Annotated in this window: 18 protein-coding genes, 1 tRNA gene and 1 pseudogene; 13 read left to right on the top strand and 7 right to left on the bottom strand. The window is 68.9% G+C overall.

Going from position 1 to position 18,762, the window contains the following annotated elements:
* Nucleotides 1–20: 20 nt before the first annotated feature.
* A complete protein-coding gene (locus tag QZ271_RS06100) occupies nt 21–836 on the bottom strand; it encodes a bacterial transcriptional activator domain-containing protein (RefSeq protein WP_291429836.1) in 816 nt (271 codons plus the stop codon).
* A 192-nt stretch (nt 837–1,028) separates the two neighbouring features.
* On the opposite strand from QZ271_RS06100, the gene QZ271_RS06095 reads away from it, so the two are divergent.
* The 6 genes from QZ271_RS06095 to QZ271_RS06070 all read left to right on the top strand — a co-directional run bounded on the left by QZ271_RS06095 (nt 1,029) and on the right by QZ271_RS06070 (nt 6,838).
* Complete coding sequence (locus QZ271_RS06095; RefSeq protein WP_291429835.1) at nt 1,029–2,171, top strand: acyl-CoA dehydrogenase family protein; 1,143 nt, start codon at nt 1,029–1,031, stop codon at nt 2,169–2,171.
* A gap of 393 nt (nt 2,172–2,564) precedes the next feature.
* Nucleotides 2,565–5,018 carry an endopeptidase La gene (lon, locus tag QZ271_RS06090; RefSeq protein ID WP_291429834.1) on the top strand — a complete coding sequence of 818 codons (2,454 nt, stop codon included), beginning with the start codon at nt 2,565–2,567 and terminating at the stop codon, nt 5,016–5,018.
* Between the two features lie 150 nt (nt 5,019–5,168).
* The gene (locus QZ271_RS06085; RefSeq protein ID WP_291429833.1) at nt 5,169–5,588 is read left to right on the top strand and encodes a hypothetical protein; all 420 of its coding nucleotides are present in this window, start codon (nt 5,169–5,171) and stop codon (nt 5,586–5,588) included.
* Complete coding sequence (locus tag QZ271_RS06080) at nt 5,524–5,982, top strand: hypothetical protein (protein ID WP_291429832.1); 459 nt, start codon at nt 5,524–5,526, stop codon at nt 5,980–5,982. Before QZ271_RS06085 ends, QZ271_RS06080 begins: the two co-directional genes overlap by 65 nt.
* Before the next feature lie 109 nt (nt 5,983–6,091).
* The gene (locus QZ271_RS06075; protein WP_291429831.1) at nt 6,092–6,619 is read left to right on the top strand and encodes a YqgE/AlgH family protein; all 528 of its coding nucleotides are present in this window, start codon (nt 6,092–6,094) and stop codon (nt 6,617–6,619) included.
* A 144-nt stretch (nt 6,620–6,763) separates the two neighbouring features.
* Nucleotides 6,764–6,838 (top strand) — tRNA-Asn (locus tag QZ271_RS06070).
* A 216-nt stretch (nt 6,839–7,054) separates the two neighbouring features.
* Here QZ271_RS06070 and QZ271_RS06065 read toward each other — a convergent pair.
* Both QZ271_RS06065 and QZ271_RS06060 read right to left on the bottom strand, forming a co-directional pair.
* On the bottom strand, nt 7,055–7,891 hold the full coding sequence (locus QZ271_RS06065) for a DUF72 domain-containing protein (RefSeq protein ID WP_291429830.1): 837 nt from the start codon (nt 7,889–7,891) through the stop codon (nt 7,055–7,057).
* Between the two features lie 224 nt (nt 7,892–8,115).
* Nucleotides 8,116–8,553: a response regulator gene (locus tag QZ271_RS06060; protein WP_291429829.1), complete on the bottom strand. Its 438-nt coding sequence runs from the start codon at nt 8,551–8,553 to the stop codon at nt 8,116–8,118.
* 408 nt (nt 8,554–8,961) lie between these two features.
* Here QZ271_RS06060 and hisF point away from each other — a divergent pair, with 408 nt between their 5' ends.
* The 4 genes and pseudogenes from hisF to QZ271_RS06040 all read left to right on the top strand — a co-directional run bounded on the left by hisF (nt 8,962) and on the right by QZ271_RS06040 (nt 11,780).
* A complete protein-coding gene (gene hisF / locus QZ271_RS06055) occupies nt 8,962–9,759 on the top strand; it encodes an imidazole glycerol phosphate synthase subunit HisF (protein ID WP_291429828.1) in 798 nt (265 codons plus the stop codon).
* Nucleotides 9,760–9,905: 146 nt separating this feature from the next.
* On the top strand, nt 9,906–10,631 hold the full coding sequence (gene hisIE, locus QZ271_RS06050) for a bifunctional phosphoribosyl-AMP cyclohydrolase/phosphoribosyl-ATP diphosphatase HisIE (RefSeq protein ID WP_291429827.1): 726 nt from the start codon (nt 9,906–9,908) through the stop codon (nt 10,629–10,631).
* A 165-nt stretch (nt 10,632–10,796) separates the two neighbouring features.
* Nucleotides 10,797–11,315 (top strand): annotated as a pseudogene (locus QZ271_RS06045) (5-formyltetrahydrofolate cyclo-ligase); the annotation flags it as partial.
* Between the two features lie 81 nt (nt 11,316–11,396).
* Nucleotides 11,397–11,780 (top strand): 2Fe-2S iron-sulfur cluster-binding protein, encoded by a 384-nt coding sequence (locus QZ271_RS06040; protein WP_291429856.1) that lies wholly within the window; start codon nt 11,397–11,399, stop codon nt 11,778–11,780.
* Nucleotides 11,781–11,881: 101 nt separating this feature from the next.
* Here QZ271_RS06040 and QZ271_RS06035 read toward each other — a convergent pair whose 3' ends face one another.
* From QZ271_RS06035 to QZ271_RS06020, 4 genes are all read right to left on the bottom strand, one after another.
* Nucleotides 11,882–12,721, bottom strand: a complete 840-nt coding sequence (locus tag QZ271_RS06035; protein ID WP_291429826.1) for a DUF421 domain-containing protein — start codon at nt 12,719–12,721, stop codon at nt 11,882–11,884.
* Nucleotides 12,718–12,948 carry a hypothetical protein gene (locus QZ271_RS06030; RefSeq protein ID WP_291429825.1) on the bottom strand — a complete coding sequence of 77 codons (231 nt, stop codon included), beginning with the start codon at nt 12,946–12,948 and terminating at the stop codon, nt 12,718–12,720. Before QZ271_RS06030 ends, QZ271_RS06035 begins: the two co-directional genes overlap by 4 nt.
* A 78-nt stretch (nt 12,949–13,026) precedes the next feature.
* On the bottom strand, nt 13,027–14,058 hold the full coding sequence (gene mltG / locus QZ271_RS06025; RefSeq protein WP_291429824.1) for an endolytic transglycosylase MltG: 1,032 nt from the start codon (nt 14,056–14,058) through the stop codon (nt 13,027–13,029).
* A complete protein-coding gene (locus QZ271_RS06020) occupies nt 14,055–15,014 on the bottom strand; it encodes a carbohydrate kinase family protein (protein ID WP_291429823.1) in 960 nt (319 codons plus the stop codon). Before QZ271_RS06020 ends, mltG begins: the two co-directional genes overlap by 4 nt.
* A gap of 126 nt (nt 15,015–15,140) precedes the next feature.
* Between QZ271_RS06020 and QZ271_RS06015 the strand changes: the two genes are divergently transcribed.
* From QZ271_RS06015 to QZ271_RS06005, 3 genes are all read left to right on the top strand, one after another.
* Nucleotides 15,141–15,728, top strand: coding sequence for a hypothetical protein (locus QZ271_RS06015; protein ID WP_291429822.1), 588 nt, complete (start codon nt 15,141–15,143; stop codon nt 15,726–15,728).
* On the top strand, nt 15,725–17,053 hold the full coding sequence (locus QZ271_RS06010) for a HAMP domain-containing sensor histidine kinase (RefSeq protein ID WP_291429821.1): 1,329 nt from the start codon (nt 15,725–15,727) through the stop codon (nt 17,051–17,053). The genes QZ271_RS06015 and QZ271_RS06010 overlap by 4 nt, the downstream gene beginning before the upstream one ends.
* A 472-nt stretch (nt 17,054–17,525) precedes the next feature.
* Nucleotides 17,526–18,762 (top strand): cation:proton antiporter (locus QZ271_RS06005; protein ID WP_291429820.1); only part of this gene is annotated, 1,237 nt, incomplete at its 3' end.

Genomic DNA, 18,762 nt, shown 5'->3' with positions numbered 1-18,762 from the left:
CCGGCCACTGTGCGCCCGGATCAGTCGCGCGAGCCGACCGGGCGGAACGGGGTGTCCGCGCAGGGCAACTCGCCGCCTTTCAGGCGCTCGGCCAGGGCAACGGTGTCTGCCATGGGCGTGTCGCCGATCTCGGCCGCCAGGAAGGCCCGGTAGCGGCGGTAGTGTTCGGTGGCGGCGTAACGCCCCTTGGTCGTGGCGAGACAGGCCATCAGGCGCTGGTGGTGGTCCTCACCGATCAGCGGGTCGGTCGCCGCGGCCCGCACGAGCGCCTGCGCGGCCAGTGAGCACTCGTGCGAGTCGCAGTGCAGCCGCGCCAGGGTCAGGTGCGCCTCGACGACAGCGGCGCGGTGGGCCTGCCGGGCCGCCTGCACCCATTCGCCGCTCACGTGCGGTAGGTACTCGCCGTCCGCGCTGGCCAGGGCGCGGCGCAGCAGTTCCTCACGTTCGCGTGGAGGGGCGGCCTGCCGCGCGCCGCGCAGCGCGTCGTGCAGGGTGTGGGTGTCGCTGGCGGCCAGCAGGTCCGGGTGTAGCGCGTAGCGGCCCCCGCGTTCAGTCACGGCGTCCGGGTGGCCCAGCGCGTGCCGCAGGCGGTGCAGCGCCACCCGGAAGCGGTTCAGGGCGGCGGGCGTGTCGTCCAGGTCCCACAGGTCGCGCAGCAGGTCGTGGCGGTAGCGGCCTTCGGGGTGGGCGTGCAGGTACCACAGCAGCTCCCCGGCGCTGCGGGCGGGCCACACGACGGCCGCGCCGTTCACGAGGACCTCGGCCTGCCCCAGCGTGCGCAGGAGCCACGTGGGCACGGGAGGGCCGCCGGGTGTCTGGGGCTGGGGAATCGTCATACGACCTCCGGGAAGACCTGCCAGTATTCTGATACGGATTCCGGTTGATTCGGTGGGGTTCTGAATCAATCCGAGCGGACGCGAGTAGGAACAGCAGACGGATTGGGCGGAATGGAGCTCAGTCCGTCTGACAGGTTCCGGCCGGTCAGCGTGCGGGGTGCACGTCCCTGACTGGGGGTAGTGTGTACCCACATGAATTTCAATCTACCAGAGGACCTGCGCGGGGTGCAGGCGACTATCCGTGACTTCATGCTGTCGCGCGTGGAGGCCCGCGCGCACGAGATTGAGGAGACGAACAGCGTTCCCCCGGAACTGCTGCGCGAGGCCGCCGACCTGGGTCTGTTCGGCCTGAGCATCCCCGAGGAGTACGGCGGGGTGGGCCTGGGCACGCTGGGCCGCTGCGCCGCGTACGAGGCGCTCGGCATGGGCCACATGGGATTCGGGGGTGTGATCAGCGCGCACGCCAGCATCGGCACCAGCGGCCTTGTGAAACTGGGCAGCGACGAGCAGAAAGCGCGTTTCCTGCCGCGCATGGCGACCGGCGAGTGCGTCGCGGGCTTCGCCATCACGGAACCCAGTTCCGGCAGCGACGCCGCGAACATCCGCACCCGCGCCGAGAAACGCGGCGACGTGTACGTCCTGAACGGCACCAAGCACTACATCAGCAACGCGCCCATCGCGGGCCTGCTGACCGTCATCGCCATCACTGACCCCAGCAGGGGCACCAGGGGCATGAGTGCTTTCCTGGTCGAGCCGCAGACCACGCCCGGCGTGAGCATCGGCACAATCGACGAGAAGATGGGCCAGAAGGGCGCCCTGAGCGCAGAAGTGATCTTCCAGGACGCCGAGATCCCGGCTGCGAACCTGCTGGGCCCCGAACACATGGGCTACCGCGAGGCGCTGGGTATCCTCACGAACGGCCGCGTCGGCATCGCCGCGCGCTCTACAGGCGCCATGCAGCGCCTGCTGGACCTCTCGGTCGCGCACGCCAAGGCCCGCGAGCAGTTCGGGAAGCCCATCGCGGAATTCCAGGCGGTGCAGTTCATGCTGGCCGAAATGGAAATCGCCGTGCAGACCAGCCGCGTGCTGTGGCAGAAAGTCGCGTGGATGGTCGACGAGGGCCAGGACGTGCGCCGCATGGCCAGTGTGGCCAAGTACCACGCCACCGAGGCACTCTCGCAGGTGGCCGACAAGGCCGTGCAGGTCGCGGGCGGCATGGGGTACATGAAAGGCAGCCCCGTCGAACGCTACTACCGCGACCAGCGCCTGCTGCGCATCTACGAGGGCACCAGCGAAATCCAGAAGATCATCATCGCGGGCGACCTGCTGCGGTAAGTACCCTGCGTTTATCTCGTCGATAAACCGCGCGGAGCGCGGAGCAGAAGAAAGGACGTTGGAGCGGGAATGGCGAGATTCCGGGAAAGCGCCGGAACCTCTCCATGTGAGCTTCAACGTCCTCAGTCAGTCCTGACCTGTCCGCCACCAGCGCAGGAAGGCGGGCAGGCGGGGCATGTGTGAACGCCTCGTCAGGTTCCCGTGAGGGTTGTGTCAGGCTTTCAGGGGTAGGATTTCAGCGTGAAGCACGAGGAATAGGCTGTTTGGCGGAGGGGCGCGGCAGGCTTGCCGCAACGCCCCCAACTTGATATAGTGGCACTCAAGTTTCTTGGTATCAAGCACGCCAGGAACCCCGCATCTCAGCCAGACCCGACCGGGCCAAAGGAGTTCCGCATGCCCACCGAAACCCACACCCTCCCCAGCAACGTTCCCGTCTGCCCCGTTCGCGGCAGCGTCATCTACCCCACCATGGTTCAGCACATCGACGCCAGCCGCGCCATCTCCATCGGCGCGATCGAGGCGGCCATGGCCAGCGACAAGGTCATCCTGATCGTCTCGCAGAAAGACAAAGACATCGACGACCCCAAGGGCAGTGACCTGTACGACGTGGGCACCGCGTGCAACGTCCTGCGCGTCCGCAAGAACCCGGACGGCACCGTGCAGATGCTCGTGTCCGCCGTGGCCCGCGTGAGCGCCAGCAACTACACGCGCGGCGACTACCTCAGCGCCGACATCATGCCCATGCCCACCGAGGCCGACGAACCCGTGGAACTGCAGGCCCTGAGCCGCGAACTGCGCGAACGCTTCGAGGCGATCTCCTCGGGCGGCAAGTTCACGGCCGAGAACGTGCAGAGCATCGGCGGGAAGGAAGACATCGGCGAGATGGCCGACCACATCGCCTTTAACCTGGATTTCAAGCTGGAAGACAAGCAGGCGCTGCTGGAACTGCCCAGCCTGACCGCCCGCATTCGTAAACTGCTGACCCTGCTCGACACCGAGCAGGAAGTGCAGGCCGTGCAGGCCAAGATCCGCGCGCAGGTGAAAGAAGAGATCGACAAGAACCAGCGCGAGTACTACCTGCGTGAGCAGATGAAAGTCATCCAGAAGGAACTCCAGGGCGGTGAGGACGGCGAGGAAGGCGACGAGGCCGAGCAACTGCGCGCCAAGATTGACGCGCTGGGTCTGAAACCCGAGGTGAAGAAGGAAATCGACCGCGAGGTCAACCGACTGGCCCGTATGCACCCCGACGCCGCCGAGGCCAGCGTGATCCGCACGTACCTCACCTGGGTCACGGAACTGCCCTGGAACGAGCGCAGCGAGGATCAGCTGGACGTGGGCGCCGCCGCCGCCATCCTGGATGACGACCACTACGGCCTGGAGAAGGTCAAGGACCGCGTGCTGGAATTCCTGGCCGTGCGCCGACTGCGCAAGGAACGCGCCGCGCGCGGCGAACTGAGCGCCGAGGACGTGAACAAGGGACCCATCCTGGTGTTCACGGGCCCTCCCGGCGTCGGGAAGACCTCCATCGCGCAGAGTATCGCCAAGGCGCTGGGCCGCAAGTACGTGCGCATCGCCCTGGGCGGCGCGCGTGACGAGAGCGACATCCGTGGTCACCGCCGCACGTACATCGGCGCGATGCCCGGCCGCCTGATTCAGGGCATCCGCACCGCCGGGACCAAGAACCCCGTCATTCTGCTCGACGAGGTCGATAAGCTCGGCTCCAGCTACCAGGGCGACCCCTCGGCCGCGCTGCTCGAAGTGCTAGACCCCGCGCAGAACCAGCACTTCACGGATCACTACCTGGGCGTACCTTTCGACCTGAGCGAAGTCATGTTCATCGCCACCGCCAACTACCCCGAGCAGATCCCCGCGGCGCTGATGGACCGCATGGAAGTCATCGACTTTTCCAGCTACATCGAGCAGGAGAAACTGGAGATCGCCAAACGCTACCTGCTGCCCCGCCAGCTGACCCAGAACGGCCTGAAAGGCAACCAGATCGCGTTCACGGACGCCGCGCTGGAAAAACTGATCAGCCACTACACCCGCGAGGCCGGGGTGCGCAACCTGGAACGCGAGATCGGCACGGTCGCCCGTAAGGTGGCGCGCCGCATCGCCACCGGCGAGACCAAACGCGCCAAGGTGACGGACAAGGAACTCGAACGCTACCTCGGGCAGGCCCGCCACACCCCGGAAACCGAGGGTAAGGAGGACACCGTGGGCGTCAGCACCGGCATGTTCTACACCCCGGTGGGCGGCGACATCCTGTTCGTGGAGACCAGCATCAGCCCCGGTAAGGGCCTGGTCCTGACCGGGCAGCTTGGTGACGTGATGAAGGAATCGGCCCGCGCCGCCCTGACGTACATCAAGAGCAACGCTGAACGCTTCCACATCGACAAGGCACGTATCGACGACAGCGAGATTCACATTCACGTGCCGGCTGGCGCGATCCCCAAGGAAGGCCCCAGCGCCGGGGGCGCCATGGTCACCAGCCTCATCAGCGCCCTGACCGGCATTCCTGCCCGCCACGACGTGGCCATGACCGGCGAGATGACCCTGACCGGCCGTTACCTGCCCATTGGCGGCCTGAAGGAGAAGGTGCTGGGTGCCCGCCGCGCCGGGATCAAGCACATCATCATGCCCAAGGCGAACGAGAGCGACCTGCGGGACATCCCGGTGCACCTGCGCACCAGCATGCGCTTCCACCCCTGCGAGACCGTCGATCAGGTCCTCGACGTGGCGCTCGTGGGCGGCCTGAAGGCCCTCGAAACACCCCGCGACGGCAGCGCGCCCGCCGAGCCACCCGCCAAACGCAGGGGCACCCGCCGCAGCCCCGACGCCCGCGCCTGATACGGACCCGGATTGAATGGCAGCCGGGCGGGTTCCGGGCGTGGAGTTGATCACCCGTAACCCGTATGAGCCGAACACTCCGATCAGGCGCCCTTCCCTGCCCCCACCCGCTGCGGTGGGGGTTTGGCTTGCCCGCTCCTATGCGGGCCGATGCGCCGCCTCCTGACCCTGCTGCTCGCGACCCTGGGGGCGACCCTGGGCATGGCCCACGCCGCGTACTGCTTTGACGTGCCCGGCGAGGACCGCACGCTGCTGCCCCGGTTTCAGGGCAGCCCACGGCAGGTGACCGAGATTCGCAGCGAAACGAACCCGGGCACGCCGGACGCGCCCCCGCGCACCACCCGCACGTTCACCTTTCAGGGCGGCCGCCTGACGCAGATCGAGACGCAGGCCCCGGGCGACCAGACCCGGACGCTCCTGACCCTGACCGGCCGGGCCGGGTACCAGCGCGCCTGGGTCGGCCTGGAGGGCGCGTTGAGCGGCAGTCCGTGTCACGCCCGCGCAGGTGCACAGGCAGCCGCGCCAGCCGGTCACGCTGATCTTCGACCCGCAGGGACGGCTGACGGGTGACAGCGGCGTGTGGGAGGACCCGACCCTGCAAGCCGTGAAGGAACAGGTCAGCTGTACCTATTCCAGCGCCAACCGGCAGGTAGTGGAGCGGGTCACACGCGCCGGGGCCGGGTCCCAGGTGACGACCGCGCAGCTCGATGAACGCGGCCGCCTGATTCGGCGGGAGATCACCGTCAGCCTCCCCGGTTCAGGCGCAGGCAATCTCCGCCAGAGCACGTACACCTACGCCCCGGACGGCACGGGCATCCGCGTGAAGGACCATGCGAACGGGGAGCTTCTGCCTGCGCAGCAGATGGACACCGACCCGAACGGGCGCGTGACGCGCGTCCGCATGGCCGACCTGGGCGAGGTGCAGGAACAGTGGGCCTGCACCTACGACCGCGCCGGTAACTGAACGGCGCAGACCGGCACCATGCAGGGGCAGACATTCATGACAGTGACGCGGCGCATCACGTACTGAACGCTCCTGAAGAGCCGCGCAGGGCGCGCTATCCTGCCGGGTGATGAGCGGCCCACTGACTTTTCTCGTGGCGAGCCCGCACCTGCGCGGCGAGGTGTTCGGGGGCGCGGTGATCCTGCTGCTGGAACACGACCAGCAGGGCGCGATGGGACTGATCGTGAACGCCCCCATGGATCAGAGTGTCAGCGACCTGCTGCCCGACACGCCCGGGCAATCCGACCCGGCCTGGATGGGCGGCCCGGTGGACCCGACACTCGGGTGGTGCCTGTACCCGCAGCCGGTGGGCCTGGAGGGCGAGATGCGGCTGACAGCGAACCTGAACGTATCGAGCAGCCTGGACGTGCTGCGCGCCGTGATGGCCTCGGGGCAGCGCTTCATGCTGGTCCTCGGGTACGCCGGGTGGAGCGCCGGGCAACTCACCGAGGAAGCCCGGGAGGGCAGCTGGGTGTGGGTGGAGCAGGACACCCCGGAACTCCTGTGGGACGTACCCGCCGGGCAGCGCTGGCAGGCGGCGCTGGACCGGCTGGGCGTGACCCCGGAAACGATCATGCCGGGCGGCGCTCAGGCCTGACCGGACCCCCACAGCGGGGGCCCGAACTGGCCCTGACCCGGGCCAGGAATCTGCCTACACTCGCGCCCCACCCCCAAGGGCTTGCGCGGCATATGGGTGCGTGCTACTATCCCTCTCGCGCCGGAAACGGCCCGCCACAGGTATTCGGCAGTAGCTCAGTGGCAGAGCATCCGACTGTTAATCGGACGGTCGTTGGTTCGACCCCAACCTGCCGAGCCAGATGCAGCCCCCACTTCGGTGGGGGTTTTTCATTTCCGGTATGGGCCTGGATGGAATGGTGGGCAAACACAGCTCGCCTCCGTGTGGGCGCGAGCGGGATGAGGGCGGCCTGTCAGATGGACTGCGTTTGTTTCGCTGGCTACCTGGCGCTGGCACGGGCCGTGAACGAACGGGCCACGAACGGGACAGACGCCAGCCCGTGTAGCCCACTCCGTATCAGAGCAGGCGGCCCTGTTCCGGACCGTGGCCGGGGTCGGGTGTCTGCACGGGAACGCCGTGGGCGTTCAGGGCTTCGCGTAGCTGGGGAATGTTGTGCAGCGCGTGGCCTTTGGTGGTGTTCTCGAACAGGACGTACAGCTCGCTCAGGTCGTCGGCGGCCAGGGCGATCTTCTGGGCCCACCCGTCCATTTCGGCGCGGCTGTAGCGGTAGTCGTGGCGTTCGGCGGCACTCTGCCCTTCCCACCAGCTCCCGGCGTTCCGGCCGTGCAGGCGCAGGTAACCCACGTCCCCGGTGACATGCAGTTGGGGTTCGGGCAGGCCTCCGGCAGGCGGGTAGTCGGGGCTGACCCAGATCAGGCCGCGCTGCGCCATGCCTTCACGGACTTCGGGGCGGTCCCAGCCTTCGTGGCGCATCTCGACAGCCAGTTCATGCCCGGCGAAGCGTTCGGCCAGCTGGCCCAGGTAGCGGCGGTTGGCGGGCGTACGGTGAAACGAGAACGGGAACTGCGCGAGGTAGGGGCCCATGACGCCCGCCTCGCGCAGCGGTTCGGGGCTCTGGAGCATGCGGTCGAAATCGGCGTCGGTGGGCGCGCGGTCGTGCGTGAAGACCCGGTGGAGTTTCACGGTGAAACGCACCCGGCCGCCGCTCTTGCGGGCCATGCCCTCGAAGGCCTTCAGGCCGGGAATGGCGTAGAAGGAGCTGTTCAGTTCGGCGGCGTCGAAATGCCGGGCGTAGGTGGCGAGGTAATCGTCCTTGCGCACGCCCTCGTAGATCAGGCCCTGTTCCGTCCAGTCGTCGTTGCTGTAGCCGCCGCAGCCGATGTACACGCGCATACCGTTCAGGGTAACGGCGCGGGCTGCGCGCCGGGCCCACCGCGCCCTTGCGGTGGCCTTGAGCGTTCCGCGCGTCCCTCATACGGACTCCGGATTGTATGGTCTTTGCAGCCCATTCAATCCGAGCGGATGTGAGTGGGAGCGGGGCGGGTTCCGGACGTGGAACTGGCAATCCGGTGAAGTTCCGGATTGTCAGCGAAACAAACGCAGTCTGTATCCGGTGGTCAGCCGTTGAGGCCGGGGGGGCGGTTGAGGGTGGTCCAGAAGGCCTGGATGGTGCGCATGGCGTCGCGGAATTGCGTGAAGTCCATGGGTTTGATGACGTAGGCGCTGGCGCCGTGCGCGTAGGATTCGCGGATGTCGCGGCCCTCGCCGCTGGTGGTGAGCATGACGACCGGAATGCCGCGCAGCGCAGAGTCGGCGCGGATGGCGTCGAGCACGGCGATACCGTCCATGTGCGGCATTTTCAGATCGAGCAGGATCAGGTCGGGCAGGGTGCCCCGCTCACGGGCCTGTTCGAGCAGGGCGATGGCCTGCGCGCCGCTGCTGGCGACACTGACCTCGTGGCTGTCGGGGCCGACCCGAGCCTCGTCGAGAGCCGTCAGGGCAAGTTCCACGTCGTTGGGGTTGTCGTCGATGAGCAGGATCCGGCGGGTATTCACAGTGCCCCCCACGGCCGGTTGCCGGGTCGGTGAAACAAGAGACCTGCGACCGGGCGCCGCAGCCGAACAACAGCTTAGCAGGTACCATGAGAGATGTATAAAGCCGGGTTAACATTTGAGGAGGTCGCAGACGGACCCCGTCTGTTTCGTTGAGGGCGCACAAGGACGCGGGGCCGGGGTGCCAACTCCAGGCCCGGCACCCGCTCCGTTCCTGCTCGCCCTGCGGCGCCGCCGTACGAGTTCGCCCGGATGCGCCGTACGAGTTCGCCCGGATGCGCCGTACGAGTTCGCCCGGATGCGCCGTACGAGTTCGCCCGGATGAAAGGGGACTGTTGTCCACGCCGGACCCGCGCCGATCAGGGCCGTCACGCACGGTGAGGGCCGCGCCGAGCGCGTAGACTTGCCGTCATGTTGACCAAGCGCATCATCCCCTGCCTGGACGTGCAGAGCGGCCGCGTGGTGAAGAACGTCCGGTTCTTCGAGGACCACCGGGACGCCGGGGACCCCCTGGTCCTGGCCCAGGCGTACGAGGCGCAGCAGGCCGACGAACTGGTGTTCTACGACATCACTGCCACGCATGAGGGCCGCAGCCTGATGCTGGACGTCGCGGCGCGCGTGGCCGAGCAGGTCATGATGCCCCTGACCATCGGGGGCGGCGTGAACGCACTGGCGTACTTCCGGCAACTGCTGAACGCCGGCGCGGACAAGATCAGCGTGAACAGCGGCGCCGTGGCCCGCCCCGAACTGATCCGCGAGGCCAGCGACCACCACGGCGCGCAGTGCGTGATGCTGAGCATCGACGCCAAACGCCGCCCCGACGGCCAGGGCTGGAACGTGTACCGCGCTGGCGGGCGCGTGGACACCGGCCTGGACCTGATCGAGTGGGCGGTGCGCGGCCAGGCGCTCGGCGCGGGCGAGATCTGCCTGAACATCATGGACGCCGACGGCACCCGCGCCGGCTTCGACCTGAACGCGACCCGCACGGTCGCCCGGGCGCTGGACATTCCCGTGATCGCGTCCGGCGGGGCCGGGAAACTCGAGGATTTCCGCGATGTCCTGCGCGGCGGCGACAGGGGTGGGCACGCCGACGCGGCCCTGGCTGCCAGCGTCTTTCACTTTGGGGAACTGACCGTCCCGCAGGTCAAGGCCTACCTGAAAGGCGACGGCCTGCCCGTGCGGCCCGACTGGCACGACACCCACCGCTGAGCGGACCCAGTTGCGCCCAGATGTCACCAGCACTCACGTCACTTGCCCAGGCGTCACCAACCGTGAACGACGGGCGGGGAGAGGGGCGCCCGGTGAAGCTCTCCTCTACTGTTCTGCCTGCTTTCCTGCCCCCGGAGGGGCCTGACATGACCACCCGGACTTCCGATACCCTGAGCCCCAACACCCCGAGCCCCAACACTCCGGGCCCCGGCGCCCTGAACCTCGATGCCCTGAATTTCGATCCGCAGACCGGCCTGATCCCGGTCGTCACGCAGGACGCCCGCAGCGGCGCCGTGCTGATGCAGGCCTACGCTGACCGCGCCGCCGTCGAGCGCACCCTGGACACCCGCGAGGCCACGTATTACAGCCGCTCCCGGCGGGAGCAGTGGGTGAAAGGCGCGACCAGCGGCCACACGCAGCAGGTTGTGGACGTGCAGGCCGACTGCGACGCCGACAGCCTGCTGTACCGGGTCGTGCAGACGGGTCCTGCGTGCCACACCGGCGCGTACTCCTGCTACCACCAGCCGCTGATGCCCGCTCAGGCCCCCCAGGCCGGGCTGGATGGCACGCTGGAGCGCGTGTTTGCCACCATTACCGAGCGGCTGGCCACGCTGCCCGAGAACAGTTACGTGGCCCGCCTGCACGCCGGAGGCCTGGACCGAGTGCTGAAGAAGATCAGCGAGGAAAGCGGCGAGGTCCTGCTGGCCGCCAAGAACCATGACCGCGCCGAACTGGCCACCGAGGTCGCCGACCTGCTGTTCCACACCCTGTTCGCCATGGCCGAGGTCGGCGTTTCACCCGCCGACGTGGCCGCCGTGCTGCACGAACGCGAAGGGAAAACCGGGCTGAAAGGACCAAAAGAAGCGGGGTGATCCGGATCATACGGATTCCGATTGATTCGGTGCACTTCTGAATCAATCCGAGCGGACGCGAGTAGGAACAGCAGACGGATTGGGCGGTGTGGAGCCGCAGACGGCGCTTTTCCGACTGTGGTGGCATGGAGCGGCAGTCCGTATGAGAGGCGCGGACGGAGCACAATGACGGGCGTGACCCGACCCGACCCACCCACCGACCTGTCAGACAAGGCCGCCTGGAGGGCGTGGGCGCGGGCCGTGCGGGCAGAGGTACCGGACGTGTCGGGCGCGGTCGTGGCGTGCCTGCGGGTGTTTCTGCGGTCGGTGGGGGCGCGGCGGGTGCTGGCGTACCGGGCCCTGCCGGGCGAGCCGGACGTGGCGGCCCTGCACGGCGAGTTCGAGTTACTTACCACCCGCGCCCGCTTTCGACCCGCCCCGAGGTTGACGCTGCACGCCTGGGAGTCGGCGACGGAACCCAGCCGCTTCGGGGCGCTGCAACCGCCGCCCGGCGCGCCGGAGCTGCCGTTGTCGTCGGTGGACGTGGCGCTGCTACCGGCGCTGGCGTTCGACGTGCGGGGTGTGCGGCTGGGGTACGGGGGCGGGTTCTACGACCGCCTGCTGCCGGACTTTGCGGGGGTGACGGTGGGCGTGACCGCCCGGGCGCTCGTGGCGGCGCGCTTGCCACGTGACCCGCACGACTGCCCGGCCGCGTGGCTGGCGACCGAGGATGGTGTCACGGCCACCCTGAGCGGCGAGGAGCGGCCTGTATGCCATGCTGGGCGTATGACGCAGACGATCACGGTGCAGGTAGAGGGGTTCGGAGAGATTCAGGCGCGCAGCGGCGAGCGACTGGTGCTGGCACTGGAGCGCGGCGGCGTGGATATCCTGCACCGTTGCGGGGGCGTGGCACGCTGCACGACCTGCCGCGTCAGTTTTCAGGAGGGAGAACCGAGCGCCATGACGGCTGCCGAGTTCGACAAACTGACCGAGAAGAACCTGATCGGGCAGGCGCGCCTGTCCTGTCAGATCGAGTGCGCCCCCGGCATGAGCGTCACCCCGCTTCAGACGGCGCGCAGCACCGGGCTGGAACCCGGCAAGGCCCCCGCCGAGGAGATCGAACCGGAACCCGTCTGGAGTACCCGGCCCGGCGCGTCCACCGAGGGCTGACCTGCGCCTCTGCTGGAATGGATGGGGGGTTGTTGCCCGTCATTTCACCAGAGTCAGCGCCCACAGGGCCGTGCTGCCGTAGCCCCGAAGTGCGGGGGCACTCAGCGGGGGCCAGTGGCAGCCGGAGAGTCCGCGCCGCCGTCGGTCGGCCCAGAGCTCGGGGGGTTATCGGGGGCGGAGGGGTGGTCAGCGTGCCGGCGGGCCAGGGGGTCGGTCAGGGCGGGGGTCCAGCGGGTTTCACCGCACCCACACGCCCCGCTGCTGTCCTGCGGCGCGCTGCCCGCACGGCCCTGGCCCGCGCGGGCGTGCCGGACCTGACCGCAGCGCAGGCAGGCGAGCGGGCCAGCGAACGCCTGCGCCTCGGCCACGCCGAGTTCACGGGGCGGTTCCAGGTCCCAGGGCGGCACGACCGGCAGGCCCGGCGGCGGGTCGTGCGGGTGCGTGAACACGGTCAGGCTGCCGTCCTGCTCGAAGTAAGCGCGCTGCACCGCGCCCAGTTGCCGCACGCCCTGGGCCCGCAGGCGCTCGAACACGTCCTCGCGACTCAGGTTGGCGCGTTTCAGGCCCAGTGGGGTCAGGACGCCGTCGCGGATCAGTTCGACCGGCGTGCCCTCCACGAACGTCTCGACGCGCTCGCTGACAATCACCAGGTGCGCGGTGAGGCGTTGCAGCCCCACGACCACCGCCATGACCAGCATGGCGTGTAGCAGCGGCACTTCCGGGTAGAACATCGGGTCGCCCGCCGCCGAGCCCAGCCCGATCACGATGGCGACCTCCAGCGGACTGAGTTGCGCCAGGCCGCGCTTGCCGGTCACGCGCAGCAGCAAGAGCAGCCACAGGAACATCACGGCCGTGCGGAACACGATCTCCAGCAGGAACAGAGGCGGCGTGTCGCCCAGCAGCATCCGCGCCCAGTCGAACGGAACGATCTCGGCGCTCATGGTTGCCTGAGCGGCAGGCCCAGCCCGGCCAGAATGCGCGCGCGGTCCCAGCCGGTCAGGATTGAAAGTTCAGTCAGAGCCGCCTTAAAGTCCTCGCCGGGCACGGCGTCACCGACCGGGGTCAGGGCACGCAGACGGCTCCACAGGGCGTTGCGCCGCTCCAGAAACGCACGCCCAGCACTGTGCTCGCCCCCGCGCTTCACTGCGCCGTCTCCGACTGGGTTCATGCCCGGAGTGTAGTGGGCCACACACACCCGGGTCTTGAGCAACGGTTCAGGAACAGGCGCGCCCCCAGCGGCCTGCGTTCAGCGGTAGCGGGCCACGTCCCGCAGGTGCGCGGCGTAATCGTTGTTCACGTAGATCTTGCCGTTCAGGCCGTGCAGGAAGTACAGCGCGTCCCGGCCGTCCGCCATCTTGCGTTCGGGCTTCAGGACGGCCAGCAGCGCCGCCTGACCGGGGTTGTTGATCGGCCCGGCCGGCAGCCCCTGGCGGGTGTACGTGCTGTACGGCGTGTCCTTCTTAAAGTCCCCGGCGCTGCGGTCGAGTTCCGGCAGGTCCTTGCCCAGTCCGTACGCGACAGTCGGGTCGCTACCCAGCGCGATGCCGTCGCGCAGGCGGTTCAGGAACACGCCCGCCACGACCGGCATCTCGGCGTCGTTGGCGGCCTCGGCCTGCACCATGCTCGCCAGGATCACCCAGTCGCGCACGCTCAGGCCCAGGGCTCTGGCGGCCGCCACGTTCGCGGGCGTGAATTCGGTCTGCATGCGGTCTAGCATCGTCTGCACGATCCTACGGGGCGTTTCTGCCGGGCGGAACTCGTACGTGGCGGGGAACACGAAGCCCTCCAGGTCCGGCTGGTCCCCGGTGTACGGGCTGAGATTGGGGGTGCGCAGCGCCTTGAGAATGGCCGCGCCGTCGAACCCGGCCTTCTGGAAGATGGCGGGCAGGTCCCTGACGCGCCGCCCCTCGGGAATGGTGACGACGACCGTCGGAATGCGGGCCGGGCCAGCCAGCTTCTGCGCGACCTGCGTGGCCGTCATCTGCCCGTTCAGGTCGTACAGGCCCTCTTTCAGGCTGCCAGCCGTGCCGTTGCGCCGCATGATGAACCGCAGCGCGTCGGCGTTCTTCACGACGCCGTTCTCCTGAAGGGTGCGGGCCACGCCGCCCAGCGTGTCACCGGGTTTCACTTCCAGCGTGTACGGGCCGCCGCCCGCCGGGCCCAGCAGACTGCGTGCGTACAGCAGCGCCCCCCCGGCCACCAGCAGCGCCAGCAGCAGCGCCAGCAGCAGCGCCCGCGCCCACACGGGCAGGCGGCGGCGCGCCCTCAGGCGGGTCACAGGGCCACCGTCACGCCGTAACGCCGGAGCCGCTCATGCAGGTCCGCGTCGGCCGGGGGGCGCGCTCCGAAGCGCGACACGACCCAGCCGCCCACCTGCACGGCCAGCCCCGCCGCCCGCACCGCGTCCCCGTGCGTCAGCCACCCGGCCAGGAACGCCCCGCCGAACGAATCCCCGGCGCCCGTGGCGTCGATGACGCGGTCCTGCGTGGCCGGCACCTGCACCCGCGCCTGCGCCGGACCCTCGATCAGCACGCCGTCCTCGTCGAGTTTCATGACGATCAGCGCCCGTGGGTACCGCGCCCGGAACCAGTCCATGGCCGCGTGCCGGTCGGCGTGACCGCTCATGGCGCGCGCCTCGTCGTCGTTCGGGAAGAACACGTCGAACGGCACGTCCTCCAGCACGCGCAGGAACGACTCGCGGCCCATCTGCTGAATCATCTGGAAACTACCGGGGTCCAGGCTCAGGGTCGCGCCCGCCCCGCGCGCCACCCCGGCCGCCAGGAGTGCCGCCGCGCGCGGCGGATCGCGGAACAGACTCCAGGCGGTCAGGTGCAGGTGCGCCGCGCCGCGCAGCGTGTCCAGCGGCAGTTCCTCCGGCAGCAGTTCCCAGTCGGCGCCCTGCCCAGTCAGCATGGCCCGCTGCCCGCGCCGGTCAATCAGACCCAGAATCACGCCCGTCGGATGCTCCCGGCTGAGCAGCAGGTCCGTGCCCACGTGCTCGGCGTGCAGTTCAGCGGTCGCCAGTTCCCCGAATCGGTCCAGGCCGATCTTGCCGGTAAACCGGGCCGGGTACGCGCAGCGGGCAGCCCACACCGCCAGGTTCGCGGCGCTTCCCCCCCCGGACAGTTCGATGCGGCCCGTGCTGTCGCCGCCCGGCAGCAGCATGGTGTCGGGTTTCGCCAGCACGTCCCACGTCAGGTCACCCAGCGAAACAAGAGGTTTACGTTCAGTCATCGCAGCACAGAGCATAGCGCCTGCCCGCGCGCTACCCGACACGCCCGCAAGGCCCGAGACGCCCAGCCCCGCCCGCCGGTCTCAAGGTCTTGAGACCGGCGGGGCACAACCGTTAGCATGCAGGGCGTGTTCCCCCACAAGTCACACCTGCTGCTGTACGGCCTGCTCCTGGCCGGCACGCCGGGCCTGAACGTCGCTGACGCCGAACGCGCCACCCCGGCCAGCGCCCAGCCCGGCAGCAGCGGCATTCAGCCCGGCAGCAGCGGCATTCAGTACGTGCCGACCGCCCGGCCCTTCCCGAAAGCCCGGGCTGGCGAACCCGTCCTGCTGACCCTGACCGGAACGCGCACCGAACGGCTGACCCTGAACCAACTGCGCGCCCTGCCTGCCGCGCAGTACGCCAGCTGGCATCCTCAACTCCAGCAGACCTTCACGTACCGGGGCGTGCCCCTGCGGGAGCTCGCGCAGCGCGGCGGGTTCCTGGGCCGCGACATCCGCGTCACGGCCGACGACGGCTTCATTGCCATCATCCGCGCCGACGACTACCAGAAGGCACCCATCATGGTCGCGTACGAAGCCGACGGCCGCGACATCCCCATCCTGAACAAGGGCCCGCTGCTGATCGTGTTCCCCCCGGACCGCCGCTTCCCCGCCAGCCGGTACAGCAGCCAGTGGGCGTGGTACGTCACGGGCATCAGCGCCCGCACCCCATGACCCCCAGCCCACCCACGGCACCCGCGCCTACCGCCCCGCCGCGCCGCCTGCTGGGTGTCCTGCTGTGCCGACAGGACCTGATCCTGGCCCTGCTGCCCAGCCTCCTGTCGGTCGCGCTGCTCACCGTGGCGTTCCTGCCCGCCTTCCGGTCCCTGAACAACCCGGACACCACCTGGAGCGGATACAACTACCAGGGGTTCCTGAACCGCGTCCTACAGTACGCGCGCACCACCACGGACCCCGACGCCACTCCCGCCCGGCAGATCACCAAACGCGACCAGGTCCTCTCGGACATCCTGCTGGCCAGCAGGCAGGCCACCAGCGGTCACCCGGACCCCCTGTTCGCCGAACTTCCCGAACGGGAACGCGACGCGGGTGTACGCCTGAACAACATCATTCCCCTGGTCAACAGCGGCACCCCCGCCGACGCCGAACACGCCGTCCGTATCGCCGAACAACTGAACTCTGCGGCGCACACCCACCTGACCAGCGTGCGTAACGAACTGACCCGCAACCTGCGCTTCATGCAGATCACCGTCCTGGTCGCCGCGCTTGTCAGTGGCAGCCTCGGCTCTGCGCTGATCCTGCGCGCCCTGAACACCACCCGTCGGGAACAGAACGCCCGCGACGCCCGCGACGCCCAGCACCGTGAAGCCCTGGGCATGGCCGCCCACGAACTCCGCCGTCCCCTGCAGGCCCTTCTGCTCTCCACCGACGCCCTGCGCGGCACCGACAACCCCCGCCTGCGCGAACATCTGCTGCGCAGCATTGAAGACCAAGCCGCGCAACTCGCCGTGCGCACCGACCTCGAACGCCTCGAACTGATGTACGTGAACATCGAACCCCGCCCCGAACGCACCGACCTGAACGCCCTGCTCGGCCGCCTGGAAACCGAACGCGTCCGCACCCGCCGCCCGCCCACATCCATTCACGTTCAGGCCGACCCCAACCACCTGCGTCAGATCCTGGAAAACCTCATCGAGAACGCCCAGCGCTACTCCCACGACCTGATCCTGCTGACCCTCGACGGCCCCGCCCCCGGACGCGGCCCCATGATCCGCGTACTCGACAACGGCCCCGGCCTCCCCCACGATCTGGTCGAACGCGTGTTCGATATCGGCTACCGCAAGCCCGGCACCCCCCACCGCGAAGGCCAGGGCCTGGGCCTGCCTGTCGCCCGCCGACTCGCCCGCGCCAACCACGCCGACATCACCCTGCACTCCCCCGAGGGGGGCGGCCTCGAAGCCCGCGTGACCTTCTCCGCCCCCGCCCCGGAGCCCGCCACCGACCCCCCTGTCCCCTACTCCCTGTCCCCTACACCCTGACCACTGCCCCCTGACCGCTGCCCACTGCCCACTGCCCCCAGCGGCAACCATGCCACCCGATGTACTACCCTGAACGCTCATGCCTGACGCCCACCCCAACCCTCCCCCGAGAAGCTGGAGTTCGAGCGGACGCAGGCAGCCACGGAGATCCAGCGCACGGCACTGGGGCAGGCACGCAGTGAGGTGACGGCGCTGCACGCGCATCTGGAGTCGCGGGTAGAGCAGCGGACGCCGGAGCTTCAGGCGGCGAATGATACGGACTGCCGTTTGTTTCGTGAACAGATCGGAACACCACCGTTCTGTTCACTCCACGTCCGGAGGGGCGTTTCTCTCCTGCTCGCTCCGCTCGGATTGACCCGGAACTGCAGCGAATCAATCGGAATCCGCGTGAGGAGCTCAGTGGGTCTGAAATGGCCGCTGCCTGATCTGCCCGGCCTCTGACAGTCAGGGGGTGAGAGTGCCATGCTGGGGCATGTCGCCTTTCGTGTTCCTGCTCCCCCTGTTGGCCGGGTCTGCCCTGGCCGCCGCTCCGGAAGCCCATACGGGGCCGCCAGCGTTTCTGGTACAGCTGACGTTGCTGCTGGGTGTGTCGGCGCTGGCGGCGTACCTGTCGTTCCGGTTGCGCCTGATTCCGATCATCGGGTTTCTGGTGGCGGGCGTGGTGGCGGGCCCGGGCGCGCTGGGCCTGATCCGGGATCAGGAGCTGATCGCGGCGGCGTCCGAGGTGGGCGTGATGCTGCTGCTGTTCACCATCGGAATCGAGTTCAGCCTGGAGCGGCTGTCGCGGATTGCGCGCCTGATTTTCCTGGGCGGCGGGTTGCAGGTGGGCCTGACCATTCTGGTGGCGGCGGGAGCGCTGCTGCTGACGGGGGTGGGCGCGCCGGACGCGGTGTTCACGGGCTGCCTGATCGCGCTGTCGAGCACGGCGATCGTGATGCGCCTGCTGGGCGAGCGCGGGGAGACGAACGGCCCGGCAGGGCAGGTGAGTCTGGGCATCCTGATCTTCCAGGATCTGGCGGTGGTGCTGATGGTGCTGCTGATTCCCATGCTGGCCGGGCAGGGCGGGGGCGCGCTGGGCGTGCTGGTGGCACTGGCGAAGGCGGGCGGAATCATTGCGTTCGTGCTGATCGCCGCGCGGCGGATCGTGCCGCCCGTCATGGAGGTCGTGGCGCGTACGTGCAGCAGTGAGATTTTCCTGCTGGCGGTCGTGGCGCTGTGTTTCGGCACGGCGAGCCTGACGGCCATGGCGGGGGTCAGTCTGGCGCTCGGGGCGTTCCTGGCGGGGCTGCTGGTCAGTGAGAGCCGGTACGGGGCGCAGGCGATGGGTGAGATCCTGCCGCTTCAGATTCTGTTCAGCGCGGCGTTCTTCCTGTCGGTGGGGTTACAACTGAACCTGGGGTTCCTGATGGGGCACCTGGGGGCGGTGCTGGGCGCGGCGCTGTTGATCGCGGTGTTGAAGGTGCTGGTGACCTTCATCAGCGTGCGCCTGCTGGGCGAGCCCACGCGGACGGCGCTCCCCGTGGCGTTCCTCACGTCGCAGGTGGGCGAGTTCTCGTTCGTGCTGGCGACCACAGGCACGGCGCTGGGCCTGAGTTTCGCGGGCATGGGCGCGCAGGGCGGCGGGGTGTTCATCGCGGCGACGGTCCTGCTGATGGCGTTCACGCCGGCCATGAGCGCCCTGGCAGACGCGCTGGGCCGCCGACTGCCCG

It is taken from the genome of Deinococcus sp., assembly GCF_018260555.1.
GTDB lineage: Bacteria > Deinococcota > Deinococci > Deinococcales > Deinococcaceae > Deinococcus.
The sequence above is the reverse complement of the archived record's forward strand: the minus strand, read 5'-3'. Positions and strand labels throughout refer to the sequence as shown.